At 63.2% G+C, this 20,738-nt stretch carries 16 protein-coding genes, 1 pseudogene and 1 riboswitch; of the genes and pseudogenes, 6 read left to right on the forward strand and 11 right to left on the reverse strand.

Annotated elements, in window-relative coordinates; all coding sequences use genetic code 11:
- Positions 1–39 precede the first annotated feature (39 nt).
- Genes gcvP through gcvT form a run of 3 tightly spaced genes read right to left on the reverse strand, consistent with a single transcriptional unit; the run spans position 40 to position 4,341 of the window.
- Positions 40–2,850, reverse strand: coding sequence for an aminomethyl-transferring glycine dehydrogenase (gene gcvP, locus NKH63_RS04025; protein ID WP_352482175.1), 2,811 nt, complete (start codon positions 2,848–2,850; stop codon positions 40–42).
- A 16-nt stretch (positions 2,851–2,866) separates the two neighbouring features.
- Positions 2,867–3,235 carry a glycine cleavage system protein GcvH gene (gcvH, locus tag NKH63_RS04030; protein WP_352482176.1) on the reverse strand — a complete coding sequence of 123 codons (369 nt, stop codon included), beginning with the start codon at positions 3,233–3,235 and terminating at the stop codon, positions 2,867–2,869.
- A 5-nt stretch (positions 3,236–3,240) separates the two neighbouring features.
- Positions 3,241–4,341, reverse strand: coding sequence for a glycine cleavage system aminomethyltransferase GcvT (gcvT, locus tag NKH63_RS04035; RefSeq protein WP_023720130.1), 1,101 nt, complete (start codon positions 4,339–4,341; stop codon positions 3,241–3,243).
- 148 nt (positions 4,342–4,489) lie between these two features.
- A riboswitch (glycine riboswitch) is annotated at positions 4,490–4,576 on the reverse strand.
- Positions 4,577–4,779: 203 nt separating this feature from the next.
- On the opposite strand from gcvT, the pseudogene NKH63_RS04040 reads away from it, so the two are divergent.
- Positions 4,780–5,777 (forward strand): annotated as a pseudogene (locus tag NKH63_RS04040) (hypothetical protein).
- Positions 5,778–5,789: 12 nt separating this feature from the next.
- Here the strand turns inward: NKH63_RS04040 and NKH63_RS04045 are convergent.
- Positions 5,790–6,620, reverse strand: coding sequence for a transporter substrate-binding domain-containing protein (locus NKH63_RS04045; RefSeq protein ID WP_352482178.1), 831 nt, complete (start codon positions 6,618–6,620; stop codon positions 5,790–5,792).
- A gap of 86 nt (positions 6,621–6,706) precedes the next feature.
- Here NKH63_RS04045 and NKH63_RS04050 point away from each other — a divergent pair, with 86 nt between their 5' ends.
- A complete protein-coding gene (locus tag NKH63_RS04050; RefSeq protein ID WP_023720127.1) occupies positions 6,707–7,309 on the forward strand; it encodes a DUF3011 domain-containing protein in 603 nt (200 codons plus the stop codon).
- A gap of 23 nt (positions 7,310–7,332) precedes the next feature.
- Here the strand turns inward: NKH63_RS04050 and NKH63_RS04055 are convergent, their stop codons facing one another.
- The 6 genes from NKH63_RS04055 to NKH63_RS04080 form a co-directional block, all read right to left on the reverse strand.
- Positions 7,333–8,142 carry a molybdopterin-binding protein gene (locus tag NKH63_RS04055; protein WP_352482180.1) on the reverse strand — a complete coding sequence of 270 codons (810 nt, stop codon included), beginning with the start codon at positions 8,140–8,142 and terminating at the stop codon, positions 7,333–7,335.
- A gap of 1 nt (position 8,143) precedes the next feature.
- Entirely contained in the window at positions 8,144–9,022 is an 879-nt protein-coding gene (locus tag NKH63_RS04060) for a cytochrome b/b6 domain-containing protein (protein WP_352482181.1), read from the reverse strand.
- Positions 9,023–9,123: 101 nt separating this feature from the next.
- Positions 9,124–9,801 carry a DUF1345 domain-containing protein gene (locus NKH63_RS04065; RefSeq protein WP_352482182.1) on the reverse strand — a complete coding sequence of 226 codons (678 nt, stop codon included), beginning with the start codon at positions 9,799–9,801 and terminating at the stop codon, positions 9,124–9,126.
- Between the two features lie 4 nt (positions 9,802–9,805).
- A complete protein-coding gene (locus NKH63_RS04070; RefSeq protein ID WP_352482183.1) occupies positions 9,806–10,273 on the reverse strand; it encodes a YaiI/YqxD family protein in 468 nt (155 codons plus the stop codon).
- A gap of 66 nt (positions 10,274–10,339) precedes the next feature.
- Positions 10,340–10,909: an S-(hydroxymethyl)glutathione synthase gene (gfa, locus tag NKH63_RS04075; protein WP_352482184.1), complete on the reverse strand. Its 570-nt coding sequence runs from the start codon at positions 10,907–10,909 to the stop codon at positions 10,340–10,342.
- Positions 10,910–10,982: 73 nt separating this feature from the next.
- A complete protein-coding gene (locus tag NKH63_RS04080) occupies positions 10,983–12,110 on the reverse strand; it encodes an S-(hydroxymethyl)glutathione dehydrogenase/class III alcohol dehydrogenase (protein WP_352482186.1) in 1,128 nt (375 codons plus the stop codon).
- 213 nt (positions 12,111–12,323) lie between these two features.
- Here NKH63_RS04080 and NKH63_RS04085 point away from each other — a divergent pair, with 213 nt between their 5' ends.
- The 3 genes from NKH63_RS04085 (at position 12,324) to NKH63_RS04095 (ending at position 19,166) form a co-directional block, all read left to right on the forward strand.
- The gene (locus tag NKH63_RS04085) at positions 12,324–14,336 is read left to right on the forward strand and encodes an acetyl-CoA carboxylase biotin carboxylase subunit (RefSeq protein WP_352482187.1); all 2,013 of its coding nucleotides are present in this window, start codon (positions 12,324–12,326) and stop codon (positions 14,334–14,336) included.
- Between the two features lie 440 nt (positions 14,337–14,776).
- Positions 14,777–18,304: a DNA polymerase III subunit alpha gene (gene dnaE / locus NKH63_RS04090; protein WP_352917644.1), complete on the forward strand. Its 3,528-nt coding sequence runs from the start codon at positions 14,777–14,779 to the stop codon at positions 18,302–18,304.
- 58 nt (positions 18,305–18,362) lie between these two features.
- Positions 18,363–19,166, forward strand: a complete 804-nt coding sequence (locus tag NKH63_RS04095) for an ion channel (RefSeq protein WP_352482189.1) — start codon at positions 18,363–18,365, stop codon at positions 19,164–19,166.
- A gap of 9 nt (positions 19,167–19,175) precedes the next feature.
- Here NKH63_RS04095 and NKH63_RS04100 read toward each other — a convergent pair whose 3' ends face one another.
- Positions 19,176–20,057 carry a DMT family transporter gene (locus tag NKH63_RS04100; RefSeq protein WP_352482190.1) on the reverse strand — a complete coding sequence of 294 codons (882 nt, stop codon included), beginning with the start codon at positions 20,055–20,057 and terminating at the stop codon, positions 19,176–19,178.
- Between the two features lie 174 nt (positions 20,058–20,231).
- Between NKH63_RS04100 and NKH63_RS04105 the strand changes: the two genes are divergently transcribed.
- Positions 20,232–20,738, forward strand: a complete 507-nt coding sequence (locus NKH63_RS04105; protein ID WP_352482191.1) for a hypothetical protein — start codon at positions 20,232–20,234, stop codon at positions 20,736–20,738.

Consider the following 20,738-nt stretch of genomic DNA (forward strand, 5'->3'; position numbering starts at 1 on the left):
CTTGTCCGAAAACCGGATTCCACTCTTCGGGATCATGGTCTACTCCGCCGCACCCAGATATTCCGACAGCGGCGGGCAGGAGCAGACCAGGTTGCGGTCGCCAGCGACGTTGTCGATGCGTGACACCGGTGGCCAGTATTTTGCCGCCGTATCGGCATCGCCGGCGGGGTAGGCCGCTTCCAGGCGCGAATAGGGATGGGTCCACTGGCCGGCCAACGCCTCGGCGGCGGTATGTGGCGCATTGACCAGAGGATTGTCGGCCAAGGGCCATTCGCCCTTCGCCACCTTGGCTGCCTCGCCGGCTATGGCGATCATGGCTTCGCAGAAACGATCCAGCTCGCGCTTGGGCTCGGATTCGGTCGGCTCGACCATCAGCGTGCCGGCCACCGGGAACGACATGGTCGGCGCGTGGAAGCCATAGTCGATCAGCCGCTTGGCGATATCGTCGACGCTGATGCCGGCGCTGTCCTTGAGCACGCGGGTGTCGAGGATGCATTCATGCGCAACGCGTCCGTTGCGCCCCTTGTAAAGCAGGGGGAAATGCTCGCCAAGCCGCGTCGCCACGTAGTTGGCGGAGATGATCGCCGTCTCGGTCGCCTGCTTCAGGCCGGAAGCGCCCATCATGCGGATATACATCCAGGTGATCGGCAGGATCGAGGCGCTGCCGAACGGTGCCGCCGCCACGGCATGGGCCGAGCCTTCGGTGACGTGGCCGGGCAGATATGGCTTCAGATGCGCCTTGACGCCGATCGGGCCGACGCCGGGGCCGCCGCCGCCATGTGGAATGCAGAAGGTCTTGTGCAGGTTCATGTGGCACACATCGGCACCGATATCGCCGGGACGGGCGAGGCCGACCAGAGCGTTGAGATTGGCGCCGTCGAAATAGACCTGGCCGCCATGGCTGTGGACGAGCGCACAGAGGTCGCGCGCGCCTTCCTCGAAAACACCATGCGTCGAAGGATAGGTGAACATCAGCGCCGCGAGGTCTTTTGCATGCTCGGCCGCCTTGGCCTGCAAGTCTTCCATGTCGATATTGCCGTCCTCGGTGCAGCGCACGACGACGACACTCATGCCGGCCATGGCCGCACTTGCCGGATTGGTGCCATGCGCCGAGGACGGGATCAGGCAGACGGTGCGATGGCCTTCGCCACGCGACAAATGATAGCCGCGAATGGCGAGCAGCCCGGCATATTCGCCCTGGCTGCCGGCATTGGGCTGCAGGGTCACCGCGTCGAAGCCGGTGATCTCCGCCAGCCAGCCTTCCAGCTCGTCGATCATGGCGCGATAGCCTACCGAATGGCTCGCCGGGGCGAAGGGATGCAGGTTGGCGACATCAGGCCAGCTTACCGGCATCATTTCGGCGGCGGCGTTGAGCTTCATGGTGCAGGAGCCGAGCGGGATCATGGCGCGGTCGAGCGCCAGGTCCTTGTCGGACAGCCGGCGCAAGAAGCGCATCATGTCGGTTTCCGAGTGGTTTTCGCGGAAGACGGGTTGGGTGAGGAACTCCTTGCCGCGCGCTTTTCCTGGCATGGAACTGCCGGCGGCAACACCGGCCTTGGCGCCGAAAAGTGCTGCGATCGCCTCCAGATCGGCCTCGGTGGAGGTCTCGTCAAAGCTGATGCCGACATGGTCGGCGTCGATGACGCGCAGCAGCCGGCCGGTCTTCTCGGCGGCGGCGGCAACTGCGGCGGCTCTGCCCTTCACTTCCACGGTCACCGTGTCGAAGCGGCTTTCGCCGAGCACCGAAACGCCCGCTGCCTTGAGGCCGGCAGCCAGGCGGTTGGCCAGCGTGTGGACGCGGCCGGCAATCGCCTGCAGCCCGGCAGGGCCATGCCAGACCGCATAGGCCGTCGCCATGTTGGCGAGCAGCGCCTGTGCGGTGCAGATGTTGGAGGTCGCCTTGTCGCGGCGGATATGCTGTTCGCGTGTCTGCAAGGCGAGGCGATATCCGGGACGGCCCTTGCTGTCCGTCGACTGGCCAACGAGCCGGCCCGGCATCAGCCGCGTCAGCCTGTCGGAGACGGCGCAATAGGCGGCATGCGGCCCGCCAAAGCCCATCGGCACGCCAAAACGCTGCATCGGGCCGACGGCGATGTCGGCGCCAAGCCTGGCCGGTGCATCGGTCAGCGTCAGGCCCAACGGATCGGCAATGAAGACGACCAGCGCGCCGGCAGCGCGGGCCTTGTCGATCGCTGCCTTGTGGTCGCCATAGACGCCGAACGTGTCCGGCCAGGAGACCAGCAGGGCGGCGGTGTTGTTGTCGATCACCTCGCCGTCGACTTCGATGCCGAGCGGTTCGGCACGGGTGCGCACGACGTCCAGCGTCTGCGGGTGCGGCGTGCCGGCCAGTGCCACCTTGGTGCGCTTGTCGCGATGATGGCGCAGCGCGATGCCGACAGCTTCGGCCACCGCCGTCGCCTCGTCGAGCAGCGAGGCCGACGCCACCGGCAAGCCGGTCAGTTCTGTCACTAGCGTCTGGAAGTTGAACAGCATTTCCAGCCGGCCCTGACTGATCTCGGCTTGGTAAGGCGTGTAAGCGGTATACCAGGCCGGGTTCTCGAACAGGTTGCGCTGGATCACCGGCGGCACATGGACGCCATGATAGCCGCTACCGATGAAGCTCTTCAGCACCGTGTTCTTTGCCATCGTCGCCGCGAGTTCGGTCAGCGCTTCCGCTTCGCTTGCGGCGGCAGGCAGGGCCAGCGGCCGGTCGAGCCGGATCGACTTCGGCACTGCCTGGCTGATCAGGGTCTCGACCGAAGGAACGCCGATCGTCGCCAGCATGGCTCTGACGTCTTGGAGGCCCGGGCCGATATGGCGAGCCGAGAAGGGGTAGGGTGCTGCGGTCATCTTGCTGGTCCTGCTATCAACCAATATGGGCTTTGTAAGCGGCTTCATCGAGGAGGCCGTCGAGCTGGCTCTCATTGGCCAGCTTCATCTTCCACAGCCAGCCGTCGCCGGTTGCCGCCGAATTGACGAGCGAAGGATCGGCCGACAGCGCGGTGTTGGCTTCGGTGATCTCGCCGTCGACCGGTGCGTAGACGTCCGATGCCGCCTTGACCGATTCGACCACCACGGCCGTATCGCCCTTGGCCAGCTTTTTCCCTGGCTCAGGCAGTTCGACGAAGACGAGGTCACCGAGCTGCTGCTGCGCGTAATCGGTGATGCCGACGGTGGCGATGCCGCCCTCGACGCGAAGCCATTCGTGATCTTCGGTGAAATAGGTCTTTGCCATTGAAATCATCCTTTGCGGTAGCGATGGGGCGTGAAGGGCAAGGGGTGGATGTCGACCGGGATTTTCGTCCCGCGGACATCGGCGAACAGTCTTGTGCCGGGCTTGGCAAGCGGCGTCCGGACGTAGCCCATTGCCACCGGATGACCGGCCGAGGGGCCGAAGCCGCCTGAGGTGACATGGCCGGCAGGGTTGCCGTCGGCGTCGAAAAGGGCAGCACCGGCGCGCACCGGCTGGCGGCCGTCCGGCTTCAGGCCGACGCGTTTTTGCGCCGGGCCGCGCTCCAGGATGGCGCGCAATGCATCGGCGCCGATGAACGCGCCAGAGGCGCGAACCTCCTTGGGGATGGCCCACATCAGCCCGGCGCTGGCCGGATCGATCTCCGGCGTGACGTCCAGCCCGTGCAGGCACAGTCCTGCTTCGAGCCGCAGGCTGTCGCGGGCGGCAAGGCCGATCCACATCACTCGCTCGTCCTCGAGCAACCTGGTGACGAGGGTTCGCGCGTCCGCTTCCGGCAGGCCGATCTCGAAACCGTCTTCGCCGGTATAGCCCGACCGGCTCATGAACCAGTTTTCGCGCGGCTCGATGCCGTGCATGAACACCAGCGAACCGGTCTCGATGCCGGCGCGGGAAAGGGCAGCCCATGCCTCGGGGCCCTGGATGGCCAGGAAGACGCGGTCGAGCGCGTCCACCTTCACGTCGAAATCCTCGGCAAGTTCACGCAGATGCTTTTCGTCGGCGGCGGCGTTGCCGGCATTGGCGACCATCATGAAGCGCTCGACGCCGAGCCTGGTGACGATCAGATCGTCGAGTATTCCGGCGGCCTCATTGAGGAAGAACGTGTATTTGGACTGGGAAACCTGAAGCGCGCCGGCATCGAACGGGCAGGCGCGGTTCAGAAGCGCTGCTGCGCCCGGGCCGCTGATTTCGAACAGCTTCATGTGCGAGATGTCGAACAGGCCGGCATGCTCGCGGCTGTGAAGATGCTCCTTCATCACGCCGGCCGGATAGGTCAGCGGCATCGACCAGCCGGCGAAGGCGCCGAAGCGCGCACCGGCTGCCATGTGCAGATCTTCGAGGGGAAGGTGTTTGGTGTCGTCGCCCGTCATGTCATCTCCAGAGTCGCACGCAAGCGGTCGCGAATGGCGACCAGTCCGTGCCCCTCTGTCTGAAGCCTGAGAGACTCGCGCCCCGTAACTCTGTCGGCAGCGCTTACACCTTCGGCGCGGGGGCAAGCCCCGACTTTCCAGAGTGTCTTTCCCGTCTACGGTTCTTTTGCCTGAGAGATTTCGGGCGATTTCCCCTTCGGCGGCAGCTCTCGCTGCTCTCTCCCGCAAACAGGTAGGACTCGGTTAAGAGCCCTCGACTCGTCATCCATAGCCCGTGGACGACACCTTGTCACCTGCCAGCGACATTTTTACTGGCAGTCTTCTGCGGGCCTTCTTTACAGGCAAGCCTTCGCTAACCACGCCGCTTGCCGGTTTCTCAAGACCTTGCTGATATGCCGGATAAGGGCCGGCAATTGCCGGCGGCGGGCGGGGAACAAAATGGGCGAATTGATCATGAGCGCGCCAGTGGCCGGCTGACCTCGAAAAATCGGATCACGGCGGAAGACGTGGTCATGCTGCGCGGCGAAGTGTTCGGCGACGGCGTGGTAACGCGCGGCGAGGCCGAGGCGCTGTTTGCGCTCGACGCGACGGCGAGGGACAAATGCGCGGAATGGCTCGAGTTTTTCGTCGAGGCCGTCACCGACTTCATCGTCCACCAGGAACAGCCGGCCGGCTATGTTTCCCAGGACAATGCCGACTGGCTGATCCGGGCGATTTCGCGCGACGGCATGGTTGACAGCCGAACCGAACTCGAGCTGCTAGTGCACGTGCTGGAAGTTGCCAAATCATCGCCGAGCACGCTTTCCGGCTATGCGCTGGAGCAGGTCGCTCATGCGGTCGTGGATGGCAAGGGGCCGCTGACGACCGGCGGCAGGCTTATCCCTGGGTCGATAGCCAAGGCTGAGGTCGAGCTGTTGCGCCGCATCCTTTACGCCTATGGCGGCGATGGCAACATCGCCATCAGCCGCACCGAGGCCGAGGTGCTGTTCAAGATCAACGAGCGGACAGTGGCGGGCGACAATGATCCGTCGTGGAACGATCTGTTCGTCAAGGCGATCGCCAATTTCGTCATGTGTTCGGCCGGCTACGAAGCGCCGGTGCGCGATGTGGCGCTGCGCCGGGATGCTTTTTTCGAGCAGGCCGATCCGGAGATCGGCGGTTTCTTCAGCCGCATGGTGTCGGGTGGCCTGTCCGGCATTATGGAGGCCTATCGTTCACCGGGCGACGTCGAGGCCGAATGGGAATCGAGGAACAACGCAGCCGAGGCTCTGGCCCGCCGCGCCGAGACGGTCGATGCCGGCGAGGCGAAATGGCTGGCTGAACACATCGGCGACCGGCCGCTGCAGGAGAACGAGCGTGCGTTGCTGACGCTGATCAAGCACGCCTCGCCGGAAATCCACCCGGCGCTCAAGCCGCTGATCGACAAGGTCGCATAACAGGTCGCCAACCTATTGCTTGGCAGGTTCCGGCTTGGCGCCGGTGTCGAACCGCGACATCCATTTGAAGCTGCCGAACCAGTAGCGGCGCACGCCGCCTATGGTGCCGTCAGCGGTACGCGCGCCGATCCAGTTGTTGACGTATTGGATGAGGCGGACATCGTCCGGCCGCATGGCAAACGCCTCCGGCGTCCGCAACAGCGGACCGCCCACCATTTTCAATTTCGCGTCATAGAGCCTGGCGGCCATTTGCGGCGTTGGCGATGTGGCGACCATCGCCTGTGCGTCGCCGCCGATGATCGCGGCGAAAACATCTGAGGTATTGTCGAAAGACAGGATGGTCGCCTTAGGAAAAGCTTCCTTCGCGGCGGCTTCATCGGTGGAATTGGACAACACGGCGATCTTGTATCCCGGCGCCGCTACTGCCTTTCCCGGCCTTTTCCCAAGGCTGGCGATCGTCGCAACCATGCGGATATCGGCGGTACCGGTCTGGTTGGAGAACACCACCTCGCGTGCGCGTTCCGGCGTGCTGGCGTAGCCCGCCGCGATCATGTCGAAATCACCCTTGAGCAGTCGTGTCTTGAGGTCGTTCCAATGCACCTCGACCAGCTTCAGGTCGACGCCGAGATCAGACGCCAGCGCATTGGTCAGGTCGACATCATAGCCGGCGAACTTCCCGTCGGCCTTCTTGAGGATCCATGGCGGGTTGAGCGCCACGCCGACCGTCAGTGTCTTCTGGTCGATGATGCGCTTGAGGCTGTCATCCGCCCGGGCTGGCAGCAGCGACAAAGCCAACCAGGCAGAAAGGGCAAGTATAGTTGGGCCGATCATCTTAGCGCGCATTAATATAACCTCGCTGAGCCCGTCCGGTTGTCAGACTTACACAGAGGTGCCATTCTGTCGATAGCGGACCCTGATGGAGAGTTGCGATGTCGGCGCGGATGGCGGTTAGCAGTTCGATGATGTTCCTGGTTTGCATCCTGGGCAACCCGGCGAAGCTTTCGTTGCTGCCGACGGCAGCGCAGGCTGCGGGGGCAAAACGCGTGGTCTGCTCCAGCGCCGATTACCGCTATTCCTATTGCGGGATCGATACGCGACGTGGCGTGCAGTTGACCTCGAGGCTTTCGAAGGCGCGTTGCGTATATGGTAGAAGCTGGGGCTATGACGGCGGCGGCATCTGGGTCGACAATGGTTGCTCGGCCGAATTCGCAGTCGCCGGCCCCAACCGCAATCCCTCTGCTGGCGACGTCGCCGCAGCCATTATCGTCGGCGGCGTGGTGGGCGCAATTCTCGACAACGGCAATTCGCATCGGCATCATTCCGACAATTACTATCCGAAGCCGCGCCCGCGCCGTTACGACCAATCGATCGATCCGACGCCGCAATTCGACAATCAGGGCAACCCCAACTTCGATACCCACGGCAACTACCAAGGACCGCACGGGCTGGGGAAGCTTGTTACCCCTGACGACAATCCTGACCTGAATCCGGCACTGCGCAGCGACGGCGACGACAGCGACGACGACAGTTAGCTGAGGCTTAGGTCAGGTTTCGGTCAGATGCCGCCGTACCAGTCGTAGCCATTGTCCTCCCAATAGCCGCCTCTGCCGCCGCCGAGATTGGCAAAGCCGTCGACCAGCTCGATCTTGGTGAGATATTTCGGCATTTTGTAGCCGAGCTGGCGCTCGACGCGGACGCGTAGCGGCGCGCCGTTCTCGACCGGCAACGGCTTGCCGTTGACCCCATAGGCAAGGATCGTTTGCGGATGACGGGCATCGATCAGGTCGATCGAGCCGTAATATTTGATATCGCCGGCAAGGCTGCGGTCGATCGTATCGAGGCAGTGGAACATGACGTAGCGCGCCTGCGGCTTGACCACCGCCTGGTCGAGCACCAGCGACAGTGGCGTGCCGGTCCATTTGGCAATGCAGCTCCAGCCCTCGACGCAGTCGTGGCGGGTGATCTGGGTGCGGCTCGGCATGTTCATCAGCTGCTCGCGGCTCAGCGACAGCGGTTTTTCGACGAGGCCGGAAACCTCCAGCCGCCAGTCAGCGAAATCGTTGGCGAGCAGGCCCTTGTAGAAATCGTCGTCGGGCGCGGTGACGCCGTTCGGCCGCTGCGGCTGGCGAATGTCGGCCTCGGTGAACTCCGGCGCCAGCGCGTCACGGCCGGCAAGCAGCCGCTGCGCCCGCCAGGTCAGCCCATTGGCGCTTTCGAGGAAGCTGCGCAGGCCGTCGCCGACGCCAAGCTGGCTGTCGAAGGCGTCGCAGCCCGAAAGCATGATGCCGGAAAGGCCGAGGCTGGCCGAGGTCAGGAACTTTCTTCGGCTTATCTGTAGCTTGGGGCTGATCTCGAATTTCGCCATGTCAGGCGCTCCTCTCGGGTGCTTTGTCGCCATTCGCCGGCGGGTCGGTTCGATACCAGCCGGTGATAATCGAACGCAGCTCGTTGATCGGGCCGGCGGCCAGGATCATCAGGATGTGGATGACGAAGAAGGCGACGAGCAGCAGCATCACCGTGAAGTGAATGGTGCGCGCTGTCTGCCGGCCGCCGAGCAGGTCGTTCAGGAATGGCAGCACCGAGTTCATGCTCGGCGACATGGCCAGGCCGGTGATGATCATCAGCGGCAGCAGCACGAACAGCACGCCGCCATAGGCCATCTTCTGCAAGGTGTTGTATTCGCGCCTGTGGTGGAACCTGAACCTGGCATGGTCGACAATGTCTCGCGGCAGCCGCCTGAAATCATCGAGGCGCGGGGCAAGATCGCGCCGCAAATGGCCGTTGATCAGACTGGCGACCAGCCAGACCAGCAGCGTGGTGGTCAGCACCCAGGCGAAGAAGAAATGAACGACGCGCGCGGTGCCGAGATCGTAGTAGGAAGGGATCGTCGCCCAGGACGGGAAGGCGCGGGAGGTCTCCTGGCCGGCCGGACCCGACCAGCCGAGCACGCCGGTGGTGTCGAAGCGCTTGCCGAAGATCTCGGTATAGCCGCGCGGGCCAGTCACCGTGTTCTCGGCGCCAATGGCGAAGATGGTGTTGTTGTAGCCAAAGCCCGACTCCTTGCCGATGTAGAGCTGTGGGCGGGCGTTAAATATTTGCAGACCGGAAAGCAGCATGAAGAACAGCGCGATCGCCCACAGCCAATGCGTCAGCCGCGTCCAGCGCGACTGCCGATAGATCAGCGTCGCATCGCTCGGCGCGGCGGTATCTGCTTCGGCGGCTTGGTTTCTGGCAAGCGATTCCATCTGTTGTTCCCTCCGGCCGCACGTTCGCCGCGGCCTGTCAGATCTCTTCTCCTCCCAATACGTCGCCAGCTTAAGCGATGTTTCACCCGATCCCGGATTTATTACGGACTGCCGAGGCTGACTGCGAGGTTGACCGCGGCTGCCACGATCACCGTGTTGAAGAAGAACGACAGGATCGAATGCACAAGCACGACACGGCGCATTTGCGAGGTTGTGATGTTGGTGTCGGCAGTTTGCGCCGTCATGCCGATCACTGTCGCAAAATAGAGGAAATCCGAGCCTTCCGGCCGTTTGCCGCCCGGGAAGTCGAGGCCGCCGACCGGAATTTTCTTTTTGGTGTCGCCATCCATCGCGTCGCCGTCCAACCAATAGAGATGTGCGTAGTGAAGTGCCGCCATCGCATGGATGGTCAACCAGCCAAGCGGGATAGACAACAACGCCACCGTAAGCTCGACGGGATCCGCGCTCTTCTCCCTGTTGATCAATTGAAACAACGAGATGATGGCAATTGCGACCACAACCAGCGTGACCGCGAAGATGGCCAGCACCGGCAGGTCCGTGTCGCCTGCATTCTTGCGCAGATAGCTGCCAGTAAGCCGCGGCATGTGAGCGACGACAAGACAGAGATAGGCGGCAAAGAACACATTGGCGCCGATCGAATAGGCAAGCGGCGCACGCCAGATCAGCGCTGCGGCGAAGGCTGCCACGCCGATGCAGGCCGACAGCGCGAACGGCGTGTGGCGTTGCATGGGCATCCTGGTGGGGGTACCGGTCGTCATGGTTTCAGTCCGCTGAGGCGGATTTCAGCGCCCGCCGCAAGATGCGGTCAAGCTCGCCGAGAAACCGCGAGCGATCCTGCGGCGCGAAGCTCGAATTGTAGCCCTTGCTTTCGCCGGTCTCGCGCAGGTGCTGCTTGAGGTCGCGCATCGCCACCGCCATGCCGATCGTCTCAGGCGTAAACGGGCGTCCCGTCGGGCCGAGTACATGGGCGCCAAGCGCCACCGCGCGGGCAGCAAGCGGGATGTCGGCGGTCACCACGATGTCGTTGGGCCGGGCATTTTCGACAATCCAGTCGTCGGCGGCGTCCGCACCCTTGGAGACGACGACATTGCGGATCATCGGATCGCGCGATGGACGCAAGCCGCCATTGGAGACGAAGGTGACGACGATGCCGTGCCGCTCGGCGACCTTTTCGACCTCGGCCTTCACTGGGCAGGCATCGGCATCGACGAGAATAGCGGGTGCGGGCATCGTTGTTCCAAATGTGAAAGAGCCGGGCGACGTCGCCCGGCTCGATCGATGATAGTCGAGCGGCTACTAGGCCGGCAACGCGCCGGATCTCTTTGCCGTCCAGGTGGCGATATAGTCCATCAAGCCAGGATTGAGGCAGTCATAAGGCTCGAGCCCGATCGACTTCAGCTGTGACCTTATGCCGTCCATACGGCTCGGATCGACACCGGATTCGATGATCGACGAGACGAAGGCGGTGAAGCCCGGAGGCGACCAGCCGTCCTCCTGGAAGCGCTCCGGATGGATGAAGGACAGCCCCTTGAAAGCGTGGTCGCGCTCGACCGGGCCGTGCATGTGGACGCCGCAGCCGGTGCAGGCATGGCGCAGGATCAGCGCGCCCGGATCGACGATCCTCAGCTTGTCGCCGTTTTCGGTGACCGTCACGTCGGTTGTACCGGCCACCGCCACGACCGAGAACAGTGCGCCTTCCGGCTTCCAGCATTTGGTGCAGCCGCAGGCATGGTTGTGGGCGATCTGGCCCTTGACCTTCACTTTGACCGGATTGCTGGTGCAGGCGCAGACCAGCGTCCCGCCGGCAAAGTCGGCCTTTTCCCTGGGCAGTCCATTGTCGATTTTCGGATGCAGTTTTTCCGGCATTTTTGTCTCCTCCCTTGTTGAACATGTGCATTTTCGGCCGCTGGCTGATTGGCCGGCGGCTTTCTCCTCCTCCTCAGTAAACTACCACGCTCCTGATCGACTTGCCTTCGTGCATGAGGTCGAACCCCTTGTTGATGTCCTCGAGCTTCAGCGTATGGGTGATCATCGGATCGATCTGGATCTTGCCGTCCATGTACCAGTCGACGATTTTTGGCACATCGGTGCGGCCGCGCGCGCCGCCGAAGGCGGTGCCCATCCAGGTGCGGCCGGTGACCAATTGGAAGGGTCTGGTCGAAATCTCCTGGCCGGCGCCGGCGACGCCGATGATGACCGACTTGCCCCAGCCACGGTGGGACGATTCAAGCGCCTGCCGCATGACTTTCGTGTTGCCGGTGCAGTCGAACGTGTAGTCGGCACCGCCGATCTGGTCGGCGCCGCGCTTGGTCATGTTGACGAGATGAGCCACGATATCGCCGTCGATCTCCTTCGGATTGACGAAATGCGTCATGCCGAATTTCTCGCCCCAGGCCTTCTTGTCGTTGTTCAGGTCGACGCCGATGATCATGTCGGCGCCGGCAAGGCGCAGGCCCTGGATGACGTTGAGGCCGATGCCGCCAAGGCCGAAGACGACAGCGGTCGCGCCTTGCTCGACCTTGGCCGTGTTGATCACCGCGCCGATGCCGGTGGTGACGCCGCAGCCGATGTAGCAGATCTTGTCGAAGGGGGCGTCGGCATTGACCTTGGCCACCGCAATCTCGGGCAGCACGGTGAAATTGGAGAAAGTCGAGCAGCCCATATAGTGGAACAGCTTGTCCTTGCCGATCGAGAAGCGCGAGGTGCCGTCAGGCATCAAGCCCTGTCCCTGCGTGGCGCGGATCGCGGTGCACAGATTGGTTTTGCGCGACAGGCAGGAGGGGCACTGCCGACATTCCGGCGTATAGAGCGGGATGACATGGTCGCCCTTCTTGACCGAGGTGACGCCCTTGCCGACGTCGACGACGATGCCGGCGCCCTCATGGCCGAGGATCGCCGGAAACAGGCCTTCCGGGTCGGCGCCCGACAGCGTGAACTCGTCGGTGTGGCAGATGCCGGTTGCCTTGATCTCGACCAGCACCTCGCCATCACTGGGGCCGTCGAGGTCGACCTCCATGATCTCCAGCGGTTTTCCGGCGGCGACGGCGACAGCGGCGCGCGTTTTCATCAGGCAATCCTCCCATGGCAGTCTGCAATCCAGGTTAGATTTAACTTACCACTCAGCTCTGCGCTATGCACGAAGCGACGTTCTGATCCCGGATTTTCGTCAGAGCTCGCCGATTTGCATCCGGGATAGGCTCCGACTTTGCCTTGACCGGCCCCCTGAAGCCCATAAAACGGGAAGCCCAGAAAAGAAGGGCAGCCGAGGGACGAGGCCTGCATGTTCACAAAGATCCTGATCGCCAACCGTGGCGAGATCGCCTGCCGCGTGATCAAGACGGCGCGCAAGATGGGCATCGCCACCGTCGCGGTCTATTCCGACGCCGACCGCGATGCCGTGCATGCCGAAATGGCTGACGAGGCGGTGCATATCGGGCCTTCTCCCGCCGCGCAAAGTTATCTGGTCCCGGAAAAGATCATCGCCGCCTGCAAGACGACAGGGGCCGAGGCCGTGCATCCCGGCTACGGTTTCCTGTCCGAGCGGGCATCCTTCTGCGAGGCGCTGGAGCAGGAAGGCATCGTCTTCATTGGCCCGAAGCCCAAGGCCATCAAGGCAATGGGCGACAAGATCGAATCGAAGAAGTTCGCCAACGCGGCCAAGGTTTCGACGGTGCCCGGCTGGCTCGGCGTCATCGAAAACGCCGCCCATGCCGAAAAGATCGCCGGCGAAATCGGCTATCCCGTGATGATCAAGGCCTCGGCCGGCGGCGGCGGCAAGGGCATGCGCATCGCCTGGAGCAAGGCCGAGGTGCGCGACGGCTTCGACCGGGCGCGCTCGGAAGCCAAAAGCTCGTTCGGCGATGACCGCGTCTTCATCGAGAAGTTCATCGTCGATCCGCGCCATATCGAAATCCAGGTGCTTGCCGACGCGCATGGCAACACGCTCTATCTCGGCGAGCGCGAATGCTCGATCCAGCGCCGCAACCAGAAGGTCGTAGAGGAGGCGCCGTCGCCGTTCCTCGATCCCAAGACCCGCAAAGCCATGGGCGAGCAGTCTGTGGCGCTGGCCAAGGCGGTCGACTACCAGAGCGCCGGCACGGTCGAATTCATCGTCGATAGCGACAAGAACTTCTATTTCCTGGAAATGAATACGCGCTTGCAGGTCGAGCATCCGGTGACGGAACTGGTCACCGGCATCGACCTGGTCGAGCAGATGATCCGCGTGGCGGCCGGCGAAAAGCTCGCCATCAAGCAGGGCGACGTCAAGCTGAACGGCTGGGCGGTGGAAAGCCGCCTCTATGCCGAAGACCCATATCGCAACTTTCTGCCGTCGATTGGCCGGTTGACGAGATACCGGCCGCCGGACGAGGGGCAATTTGGCGAAATAGTCATCCGCAACGATACTGGCGTCACCGAAGGCTCGGAAATCTCGATGTTCTATGATCCGATGGTCGCCAAGCTGTGCACCTGGGCGCCGACACGGCTTGCGGCAATAGATGCGATGTCGGAAGCGCTGGACAGTTTCGTCGTCGACGGCATCGAGCACAACATACCGTTCCTGGCGGCGCTGATGCAGCATCCGCGCTGGCGGGAAGGGCTGATATCGACCGCTTTCATCGTCGAGGAATACCCCGACGGCTTCGCGCCGATCGTGCCAGACGCCGAGGAGAAAGCGGTGCTGGCCGCGATGGCTACCGCAGTCGAACTGCTGCGCCGCGACCGGCTCGACCGGCTGGGCGGGCGGCTGGCGCCGCATTCTGGCGCCTTGAAACGCGATTGGGTGGTGAAGATCGGCCGGGATTATCTTTCGGTCGCCATCGTCGAAGGCATGATTTCCATTCCGATGGAGCTCGACCTCACAATCGACGGCGGCAAGGCACTGAGGGTGACCTCCGACTGGCGGCCGGGCGATCTCATCTGGCGCGGCACGGTCGGCGGCCGCAAAGTCGCGGCGCAGGTCAGGCCGGAGCTGAACGGGTTCCGCCTTGCCTGGAAAGGCATGTCTGTGACAGCCCGCGCCATGCTGCCGCGCACGGCCGAACTCGAAAGGCTGATGCCGGAAAAAGTGGCGCCGGACACGTCGAAGATGCTGCTCTGCCCGATGCCTGGCCTCGTCGTGTCGATCGCGGTTGCCGAGGGGCAGGAGGTCAAGGCCGGCGAGACGCTGGCTGTGGTCGAGGCGATGAAGATGGAAAACGTGCTGCGCGCCGAGCGCGATCTCATCGTATCGAAGCTCAACGCCAAGCCTGGCGACAGCCTTGCGGTCGATGCGGTGATCATGCAATTCGCGTGAGGCTGAAATCCGCCTCGGCGCCGGCCTGGGACGTTGGAGATTAGCGAAAGCCGAGGTGACGGCCAATCTCCCCCCTCGTGGGGGAGATGTCCGGCAGGACAGAGAGTGGCGCGAAGAAACGCGACCTGACAATTCGTTGGCCGCCGCAACGTATTTTGTTCTTGCTTTGTGCCGGCAGCTATGCTATTAGTCTGGGTATGGTGCTAAATGGCTCCAACGACCCGCCCGCTGTGGCGGGTTTTTTGTTTTCAGGCCTGACGTCGGCGGGACAGCGCCCCTCTCTGTCCTGCCGGACATCTCCCCCACGAGGAGGGAGATTGGCAGGTTCGGCGGTGCTCTAAACTCACAAAGCTCCAATCGCTTCCGCTGGACTCGTGTTACCCGGTGCCGGACAATACATCTTCATCGACTGAGTCCTTGTGAGGCGGCGCGAAAAAACCATGGCGGATGAGAGACTTCCACGCGATCCCTTGCTGCGCGAGGCCTATGCGAAGGCGTCGCGGGCGGAGCAGGCGGCGCGTCGGTTCATTCATCTGCGCGTGCATTCGGCCTATTCTCTGCTCGAAGGCGCCTTGCAGCTCGGCAAGATCGTCGGCCATGCGGTGCAGGACGAGTGCCCGGCAATCGCCGTCACCGACACCAACAATCTGTTCGGCGCGCTGGAATTCGCCCAGAAGGCGGTAAAGGACGGCATTCAGCCGATCATTGGCTGCCAGATCGACCTCGCCTTTTCCGGTGAGGCGAGCGACAGCCAGCGCGACCGCAGGCGGCAAGGACCGGAGATGCGGCCGGTCGTCCTGATCGCCGCAACCGAGGCCGGCTACGGCAATCTGGTCAGGCTGGTCAGCCGCGTCTACCTCGAGACACCGCCCGGCGAAGCGGTGCATCTGACGACCGAGATGCTGCAGGGCCACTCCGACGGTCTGATCTGCCTTACGGGCGGGCCGCGAGGCCCGATCGGCAATGCCTTGAAAGAGGACCGCCGCGAACTCGCCGAGACCCGGCTCCTGGCGCTCAAGGGCCTGTTCGGCGACCGGCTCTATGTCGAGCTTGAGCGCGTCTCCGGCTATGACCGCACGATCGAGCAGTCGTCGGTCGACCTCGCCTACCGCCACGATCTGCCGCTGGTTGCCACCAACGAGGCGTTTTTCTTTTCTCGTGAAGACTATGAGGCGCATGACGCGCTGATCGCCATCGCCGAAGGCTCCGTGGTTGCGGCCGACAATCGCCGCCGCCTTTCGCCCGACCACTTCCTGAGAAGCCAGGCCGATATGGCGAGGCTGTTCGCCGACCTGCCGGAAGCAATCGACAACACCGTCGAGATCGCGCTGCGCTGCTCCTACTATCCGAAGACCCGCAACCCGATCCTGCCGCGCTTTGCCGGCCGCGATGTCGCCGACGCCGACGCGGCGGTTAAAGCGGAGGCGCAGGAACTTGCCCGGCAGGCGCATGAAGGGCTGGAGGCGCGGCTGGCGGCGCATGGGCTCACACCCGGCTACACGGCCGAGCAATATCGCGAGAGGCTGGATTTCGAGCTCGGGGTCATCGAGAAGATGAAATATCCGGGCTATTTCCTGATCGTTGCCGACTTCATCAAATGGGCCAAGGCACAAGGCATTCCGGTCGGCCCGGGCCGCGGTTCGGGCGCCGGCTCGCTGGTTGCGTATTCGACGACCATCACCGACATCGATCCGCTGCGCTTTTCGCTGCTGTTCGAGCGCTTTCTCAATCCCGACCGCGTGTCGATGCCCGACTTCGACATCGACTTCTGCCAGGACCGGCGCGAGGAGGTCATCCGCTACGTCCAGCAGAAATACGGCCGCGACCAGGTCGGCCAGATCATCACCTTCGGCACACTACAGGCGCGCGCGGTGCTGCGCGACGTCGGCCGCGTGCTGCAGATGCCTTACGGCCAGGTCGACAAGCTGAGCAAGATGGTGCCGTCGAACCCGGCCAATCCGGTCAAGCTCGCCGACGCCATCGCCAACGAGCCGCGCTTTGCCGAAGAGGCCGAGCGGGAGCCGATCGTGCAAACGCTGCTCGACACGGCGCAGAAGCTGGAAGGTCTCTACCGCCACGCCTCGACGCACGCCGCCGGTATCGTTATCGGCGACCGGCCGCTGTGGGAACTGGTGCCGATGTACCGCGATCCGCGCTCGGACATGCCGGTCACACAGTTCAACATGAAGTATGTCGAGCAGGCCGGGCTGGTGAAATTCGACTTCCTTGGGCTGAAGACGCTGACCGTGCTGGACAGGGCGGTCAAGCTGATCCGCCGCCGCGGCATCGAGATCGATCTCGCCCACATTCCGCTCGACGACCCGGAAACCTACGCCATGCTGTCGCGCGGCGAGGTGGTCGGCGTGTTCCAAGTGGAAAGTGCCGGCATGCGCAAGGCGCTGATCGGCATGCGGCCCGACTGTATCGAGGACATCATCGCGCTGGTCGCGCTCTACCGGCCGGGGCCGATGGAGAACATCCCGACCTACAACGCCAGAAAGCACGGCGAGGAGGAGATGGCGTCGATCCACCCGAAGATCGACCATCTCGTCAAGGAGACGCAAGGCGTCATCGTCTACCAGGAACAGGTGATGCAGATCGCGCAGGAGCTTTCCGGCTATTCGCTGGGCGAAGCCGATCTGCTGCGCCGCGCCATGGGCAAGAAGATCCGCGCCGAGATGGACAAACAGCGCGAGCGCTTTGTTTCCGGTGCGGTCGAGCGCGGCGTCGGCAAGCCGCAAGCCGACTTCATCTTCGACCTGCTGGCAAAGTTTGCCGACTATGGTTTCAACAAATCGCATGCCGCCGCCTATGCCGTCGTCTCCTACCAGACCGCCTATCTGAAGGCGCATTACCCAGTCGAATTCCTGGCCGCATCGATGACGCTCGACATGGGCAATACGGACAAGCTCGCCGATTTCCGCCAGGATGCGCTGCGCCTCGGCATCGAAGTGGTGGCGCCGTCGGTGATGACGTCGTTCCGGGATTTCGAGGTCGGCGAGAACCGCATCTTCTATTCGCTGGCCGCGCTCAAGGGCGTCGGCGACGCGGCGGTCGAGCACATCGTCGCAACGCGCGGCGAAAAACCGTTCAAGAGCCTCGCCGATTTCTGCGAAAGGGTCGATCCGAAGATCGTTGGCAAACGCGTCTTCGAAAGCTTGATCATGGCCGGCGCGCTCGACTGCTTTGGTCATGATCGCGCGGCGATGATGGCCGGCGTCGAGCGGATGATGGGGCTGGCGTCCTTGGCGCAGCAGAATGCCGTCACCGGCCAGCACGACATCTTTGGCGCCTCGCTGGGCGCACAGTCGCAGGCACTCAACCTGCCGGCGACCGAGCCCTGGCTCGCCGCCGACCGCCTGCACCGCGAATTCCAGGTGGTCGGGTTCTATCTCTCGGCGCATCCGCTCGACGAATACAAGGCGGCGCTGCAGAAAATGCGGGTGCAGAACTGGGGCGAGTTTTCGGCCGCCGTCAAACGTGGTGCTGCCGCCGGCCGGCTCGCCGGCACGGTCACCACCAAACAGGAACGCAAGACGCGCACCGGCAATAAGATGGGCGTCGTGCAGTTTTCCGACACATCGGGCCAGTATGAAGCGGTGCTGTTCTCGGAAGGGCTGGCGCAATACCGCGACCTGCTCGAACCCGGCCGCTCGGTGGTGATCACCGTTTCGGCCGAGGACAGGCCGGAAGGCGTCAATCTGCGCATCCAGACCGTGCAGTCGCTGGAGGACGAGGCAAGCCGCATCCAGAAAGCGCTGCGCATCTTCGTCAGAAATGACGCGCCGGCATCGACAATCCAATCGCAGCTTGGCCAGCGTGGCGACAGTCAGGTGAGCATCATCGTTATCAAGGAAGGCGGCGAGGGCGAGGTCGAGATCGAGTTGCCCAACCGCTACCGCGTCTCGCCGCAGATTGCCTCGGCTATGCGCGCTGTGCCGGGCGTGGTCGAGGTGGAGTTGGTGTAGCCGGCTGCCCGGCTGGCAACACTGGACGGCTGGTGGCCCAAACGTTATCGCAGTCGCCATGAATGCAATAGACAAGAGTGGAGCGCAGGATTCTTCAGCCTTGGCGCGGCTCCGCGACATGCTGCGCAAGCTATATCACGGGCGCACAGCGGCGGCGTTCCGGTTTCAGCTTGCGGCTGTTGTCATCGACCTCGCCATCATTGCCTTTTTTATTGCCACGCCGGTGATCCAGAAGTCGTCCTCGTTCCTCTGGCTGGACTACTCCGTGGCAGCACTCGTCGCCGCCGACATGATTGCCCGGCTGCTTGCCTCCAACGACATGCTGCGCCTGATGAGACAGCCGGCGTCGTGGATCGATGCCTTCATCCTGCTGACTCTGCTGATGCCTACGGCGCTGGCCAATCTCGGTTTTTTGCGCATCCTGCGGCTGTGGTCGCTGTCGCGTAGCGGCGCGCTGTGGCGATTTCTCGAGATGCGCGGCTTCAGGCGATGGCGCGAGGCGAGCCGCGCGGTCATCAATTTCCTGACGTTCCTCTTTGTCATCACCGGCTTCGTCTACACCTTCTTCTTCCGTACCGTGGGCGGTCTCGAAGGCTATGTCGATGCGCTGTATTTCACCGTCGCCACAGTTACCACGACCGGTTTCGGTGACATCGTCCTGCCCGGCGTGGCCGGCAAGCTCACCGCGATCGCCACCATGATCATCGGCATATCGCTGTTCGTCAGGCTTGCGCAGGCGCTCTTCCGTCCCACCAAGGTGTTCTTTCCTTGCCCGCAATGCGGGCTGCAGCGGCACGAGCCCGACGCCGTCCATTGCAAGGCCTGTGGGCACGTTCTGAACATACCCGACGATGGCGATTGAATTGCAGGGCTACGATGCTGCCACCTCAGCCGGTTTGGCGGCTTTTTTCTGCAGATTGAGCAGATTGCCGAGCAGGATCAGCAGGGCGCCGCTGGCGGTGAAGGCGTCGATCTGCTCGTGATAAAGCAGCCATCCGATCACCGCCGACAGCGGTACGCGCAAAAAGTCCATTGGCGAGATGACCGTCGCATCGGCATAGACAAGTGCGCGGGCCATGCAGAAATGCGACGACATGCCGGTAAACGCGATCAGCAGGATCCACGGCCAGAGTTCGAGCGGCGGGTTGCGCCATTCGTAAAGCGCCGGGACGAGGCCAAGCACCGACTGGATGATCAGCATCCAGAAGATGATACGCACGACGCTGTCCGTCCGCGTCAGCGACTTGACGAGGACCACCGAGACGCCGAAGCAGACTGCGGCTCCCAGCACGATAACATGCCCCGGATTGACTGCGCCGACGCCCGGACGCACGATGATCATCACGCCGATCAGCCCCAGCACGATTGCCGCAAGCCGTGGCCGGGAGAGCCTTTCGCCGAGGAAAGCGACCGCCAGCAGGGCGGTCCAGATCGGCGTCGTGAATTCGATCGAGATCAGCACCGCAAGCGGGATCAGCGTCAAGGCGTAAAGCCAGGCAGCCTGGCCGGTATAGTGGACGACGTTGCGGGCGATATGGGCCAGCGGACGCCCGGTGCGCATCGCCGGAAAACCGCCTGACATCATGACCAGCGGCAGCAGCATGAAAAAGCCGATCACCGAGCGCAGCTCGAGCACCTGGAAGACGTTGAGTTCTGCCGTCGTGGCCCGGCCGGCGACCGACATCGCCAGGAACGAGGCGATCGACAGCGCCATCCAGAACGCCGCCTTGGGGATCGAGGGTGCGGGTACCATGCGTGCTATGTCGCAAGCCGGCGCTTTCATCGCAACCGCTAGCCGACGCATTCGACTGGGCCAGCCGTGAAGCGTTGCAAACAGTGATGTTGAAGCCGGAACCCGCCGCTGAGGGAAGCGTTGGTCCCTCAGTGTTTGCGTGCTGTGTTTTGGATACCAACGAGGAGCGGTCCGATGAAATCACTCGCACGATTTGTACTTGCCGGCTGCCTGGCGGCCGGGGCCGGCGCAGCGCATGCCGACGATCCGGATTTTCTTCGCTCATTCCAGGGGGATTTCGCCGGCAAGGGCATCGTCAAGGTCACCACCGATGCGCCGACGGTGAATGTCTCCTGTCACTTCAATTCCGACGCGACGTCGAACTCATTGTCGCTCGACGGCAGCTGCCGCGGTCTTATCTTGGTGACGCGCGACATCAGCGCGGACATCAGGTCCAGCGGGACGAAATACAGCGGCACCTATGTCGGATCGCGCACCGGGCCGGCGCAATTGAGCGGCAGCCGAAAAGGCAACGCAATCAATCTCGGCATCCGCTGGGCCAAGGAGGTCAATGGCGATCGCAAGGCGCAAATGACGGTCGAGAAGAATGGCGAGGACGGCATGCGGCTGACCGTTATCGACGTCGACCCGAAAACCGGCGAGCGCGTGATTACCAGCCGGATCGATCTGCGGCGCACTTAG

The sequence above is a fragment of the Mesorhizobium sp. M0960 genome (genome assembly GCF_040319055.1).
Classification (GTDB): Bacteria; Pseudomonadota; Alphaproteobacteria; order Rhizobiales; family Rhizobiaceae; genus Mesorhizobium.

What these genes read in the sequence shown, in the direction of transcription:
- NKH63_RS04100 (WP_352482190.1), bottom strand. Translation starts at nt 20,057, where the DNA reads ATGGTACCCGCACCCTCGATCCCCAAGGCGGCGTTCTGGATGGCGCTG.
- NKH63_RS04050 (WP_023720127.1), top strand. Translation starts at nt 6,707, where the DNA reads ATGTCGGCGCGGATGGCGGTTAGCAGTTCGATGATGTTCCTGGTTTGC.
- dnaE (WP_352917644.1), top strand. Translation starts at nt 14,777, where the DNA reads ATGGCGGATGAGAGACTTCCACGCGATCCCTTGCTGCGCGAGGCCTAT.
- gfa (WP_352482184.1), bottom strand. Translation starts at nt 10,909, where the DNA reads ATGCCGGAAAAACTGCATCCGAAAATCGACAATGGACTGCCCAGGGAA.
- NKH63_RS04060 (WP_352482181.1), bottom strand. Translation starts at nt 9,022, where the DNA reads ATGGAATCGCTTGCCAGAAACCAAGCCGCCGAAGCAGATACCGCCGCG.
- NKH63_RS04065 (WP_352482182.1), bottom strand. Translation starts at nt 9,801, where the DNA reads ATGACGACCGGTACCCCCACCAGGATGCCCATGCAACGCCACACGCCG.
- NKH63_RS04055 (WP_352482180.1), bottom strand. Translation starts at nt 8,142, where the DNA reads ATGGCGAAATTCGAGATCAGCCCCAAGCTACAGATAAGCCGAAGAAAG.
- gcvP (WP_352482175.1), bottom strand. Translation starts at nt 2,850, where the DNA reads ATGACCGCAGCACCCTACCCCTTCTCGGCTCGCCATATCGGCCCGGGC.
- NKH63_RS04080 (WP_352482186.1), bottom strand. Translation starts at nt 12,110, where the DNA reads ATGAAAACGCGCGCCGCTGTCGCCGTCGCCGCCGGAAAACCGCTGGAG.
- NKH63_RS04070 (WP_352482183.1), bottom strand. Translation starts at nt 10,273, where the DNA reads ATGCCCGCACCCGCTATTCTCGTCGATGCCGATGCCTGCCCAGTGAAG.
- gcvT (WP_023720130.1), bottom strand. Translation starts at nt 4,341, where the DNA reads ATGACGGGCGACGACACCAAACACCTTCCCCTCGAAGATCTGCACATG.
- NKH63_RS04095 (WP_352482189.1), top strand. Translation starts at nt 18,363, where the DNA reads ATGAATGCAATAGACAAGAGTGGAGCGCAGGATTCTTCAGCCTTGGCG.
- NKH63_RS04085 (WP_352482187.1), top strand. Translation starts at nt 12,324, where the DNA reads ATGTTCACAAAGATCCTGATCGCCAACCGTGGCGAGATCGCCTGCCGC.
- gcvH (WP_352482176.1), bottom strand. Translation starts at nt 3,235, where the DNA reads ATGGCAAAGACCTATTTCACCGAAGATCACGAATGGCTTCGCGTCGAG.
- NKH63_RS04045 (WP_352482178.1), bottom strand. Translation starts at nt 6,620, where the DNA reads ATGCGCGCTAAGATGATCGGCCCAACTATACTTGCCCTTTCTGCCTGG.
- NKH63_RS04105 (WP_352482191.1), top strand. Translation starts at nt 20,232, where the DNA reads ATGAAATCACTCGCACGATTTGTACTTGCCGGCTGCCTGGCGGCCGGG.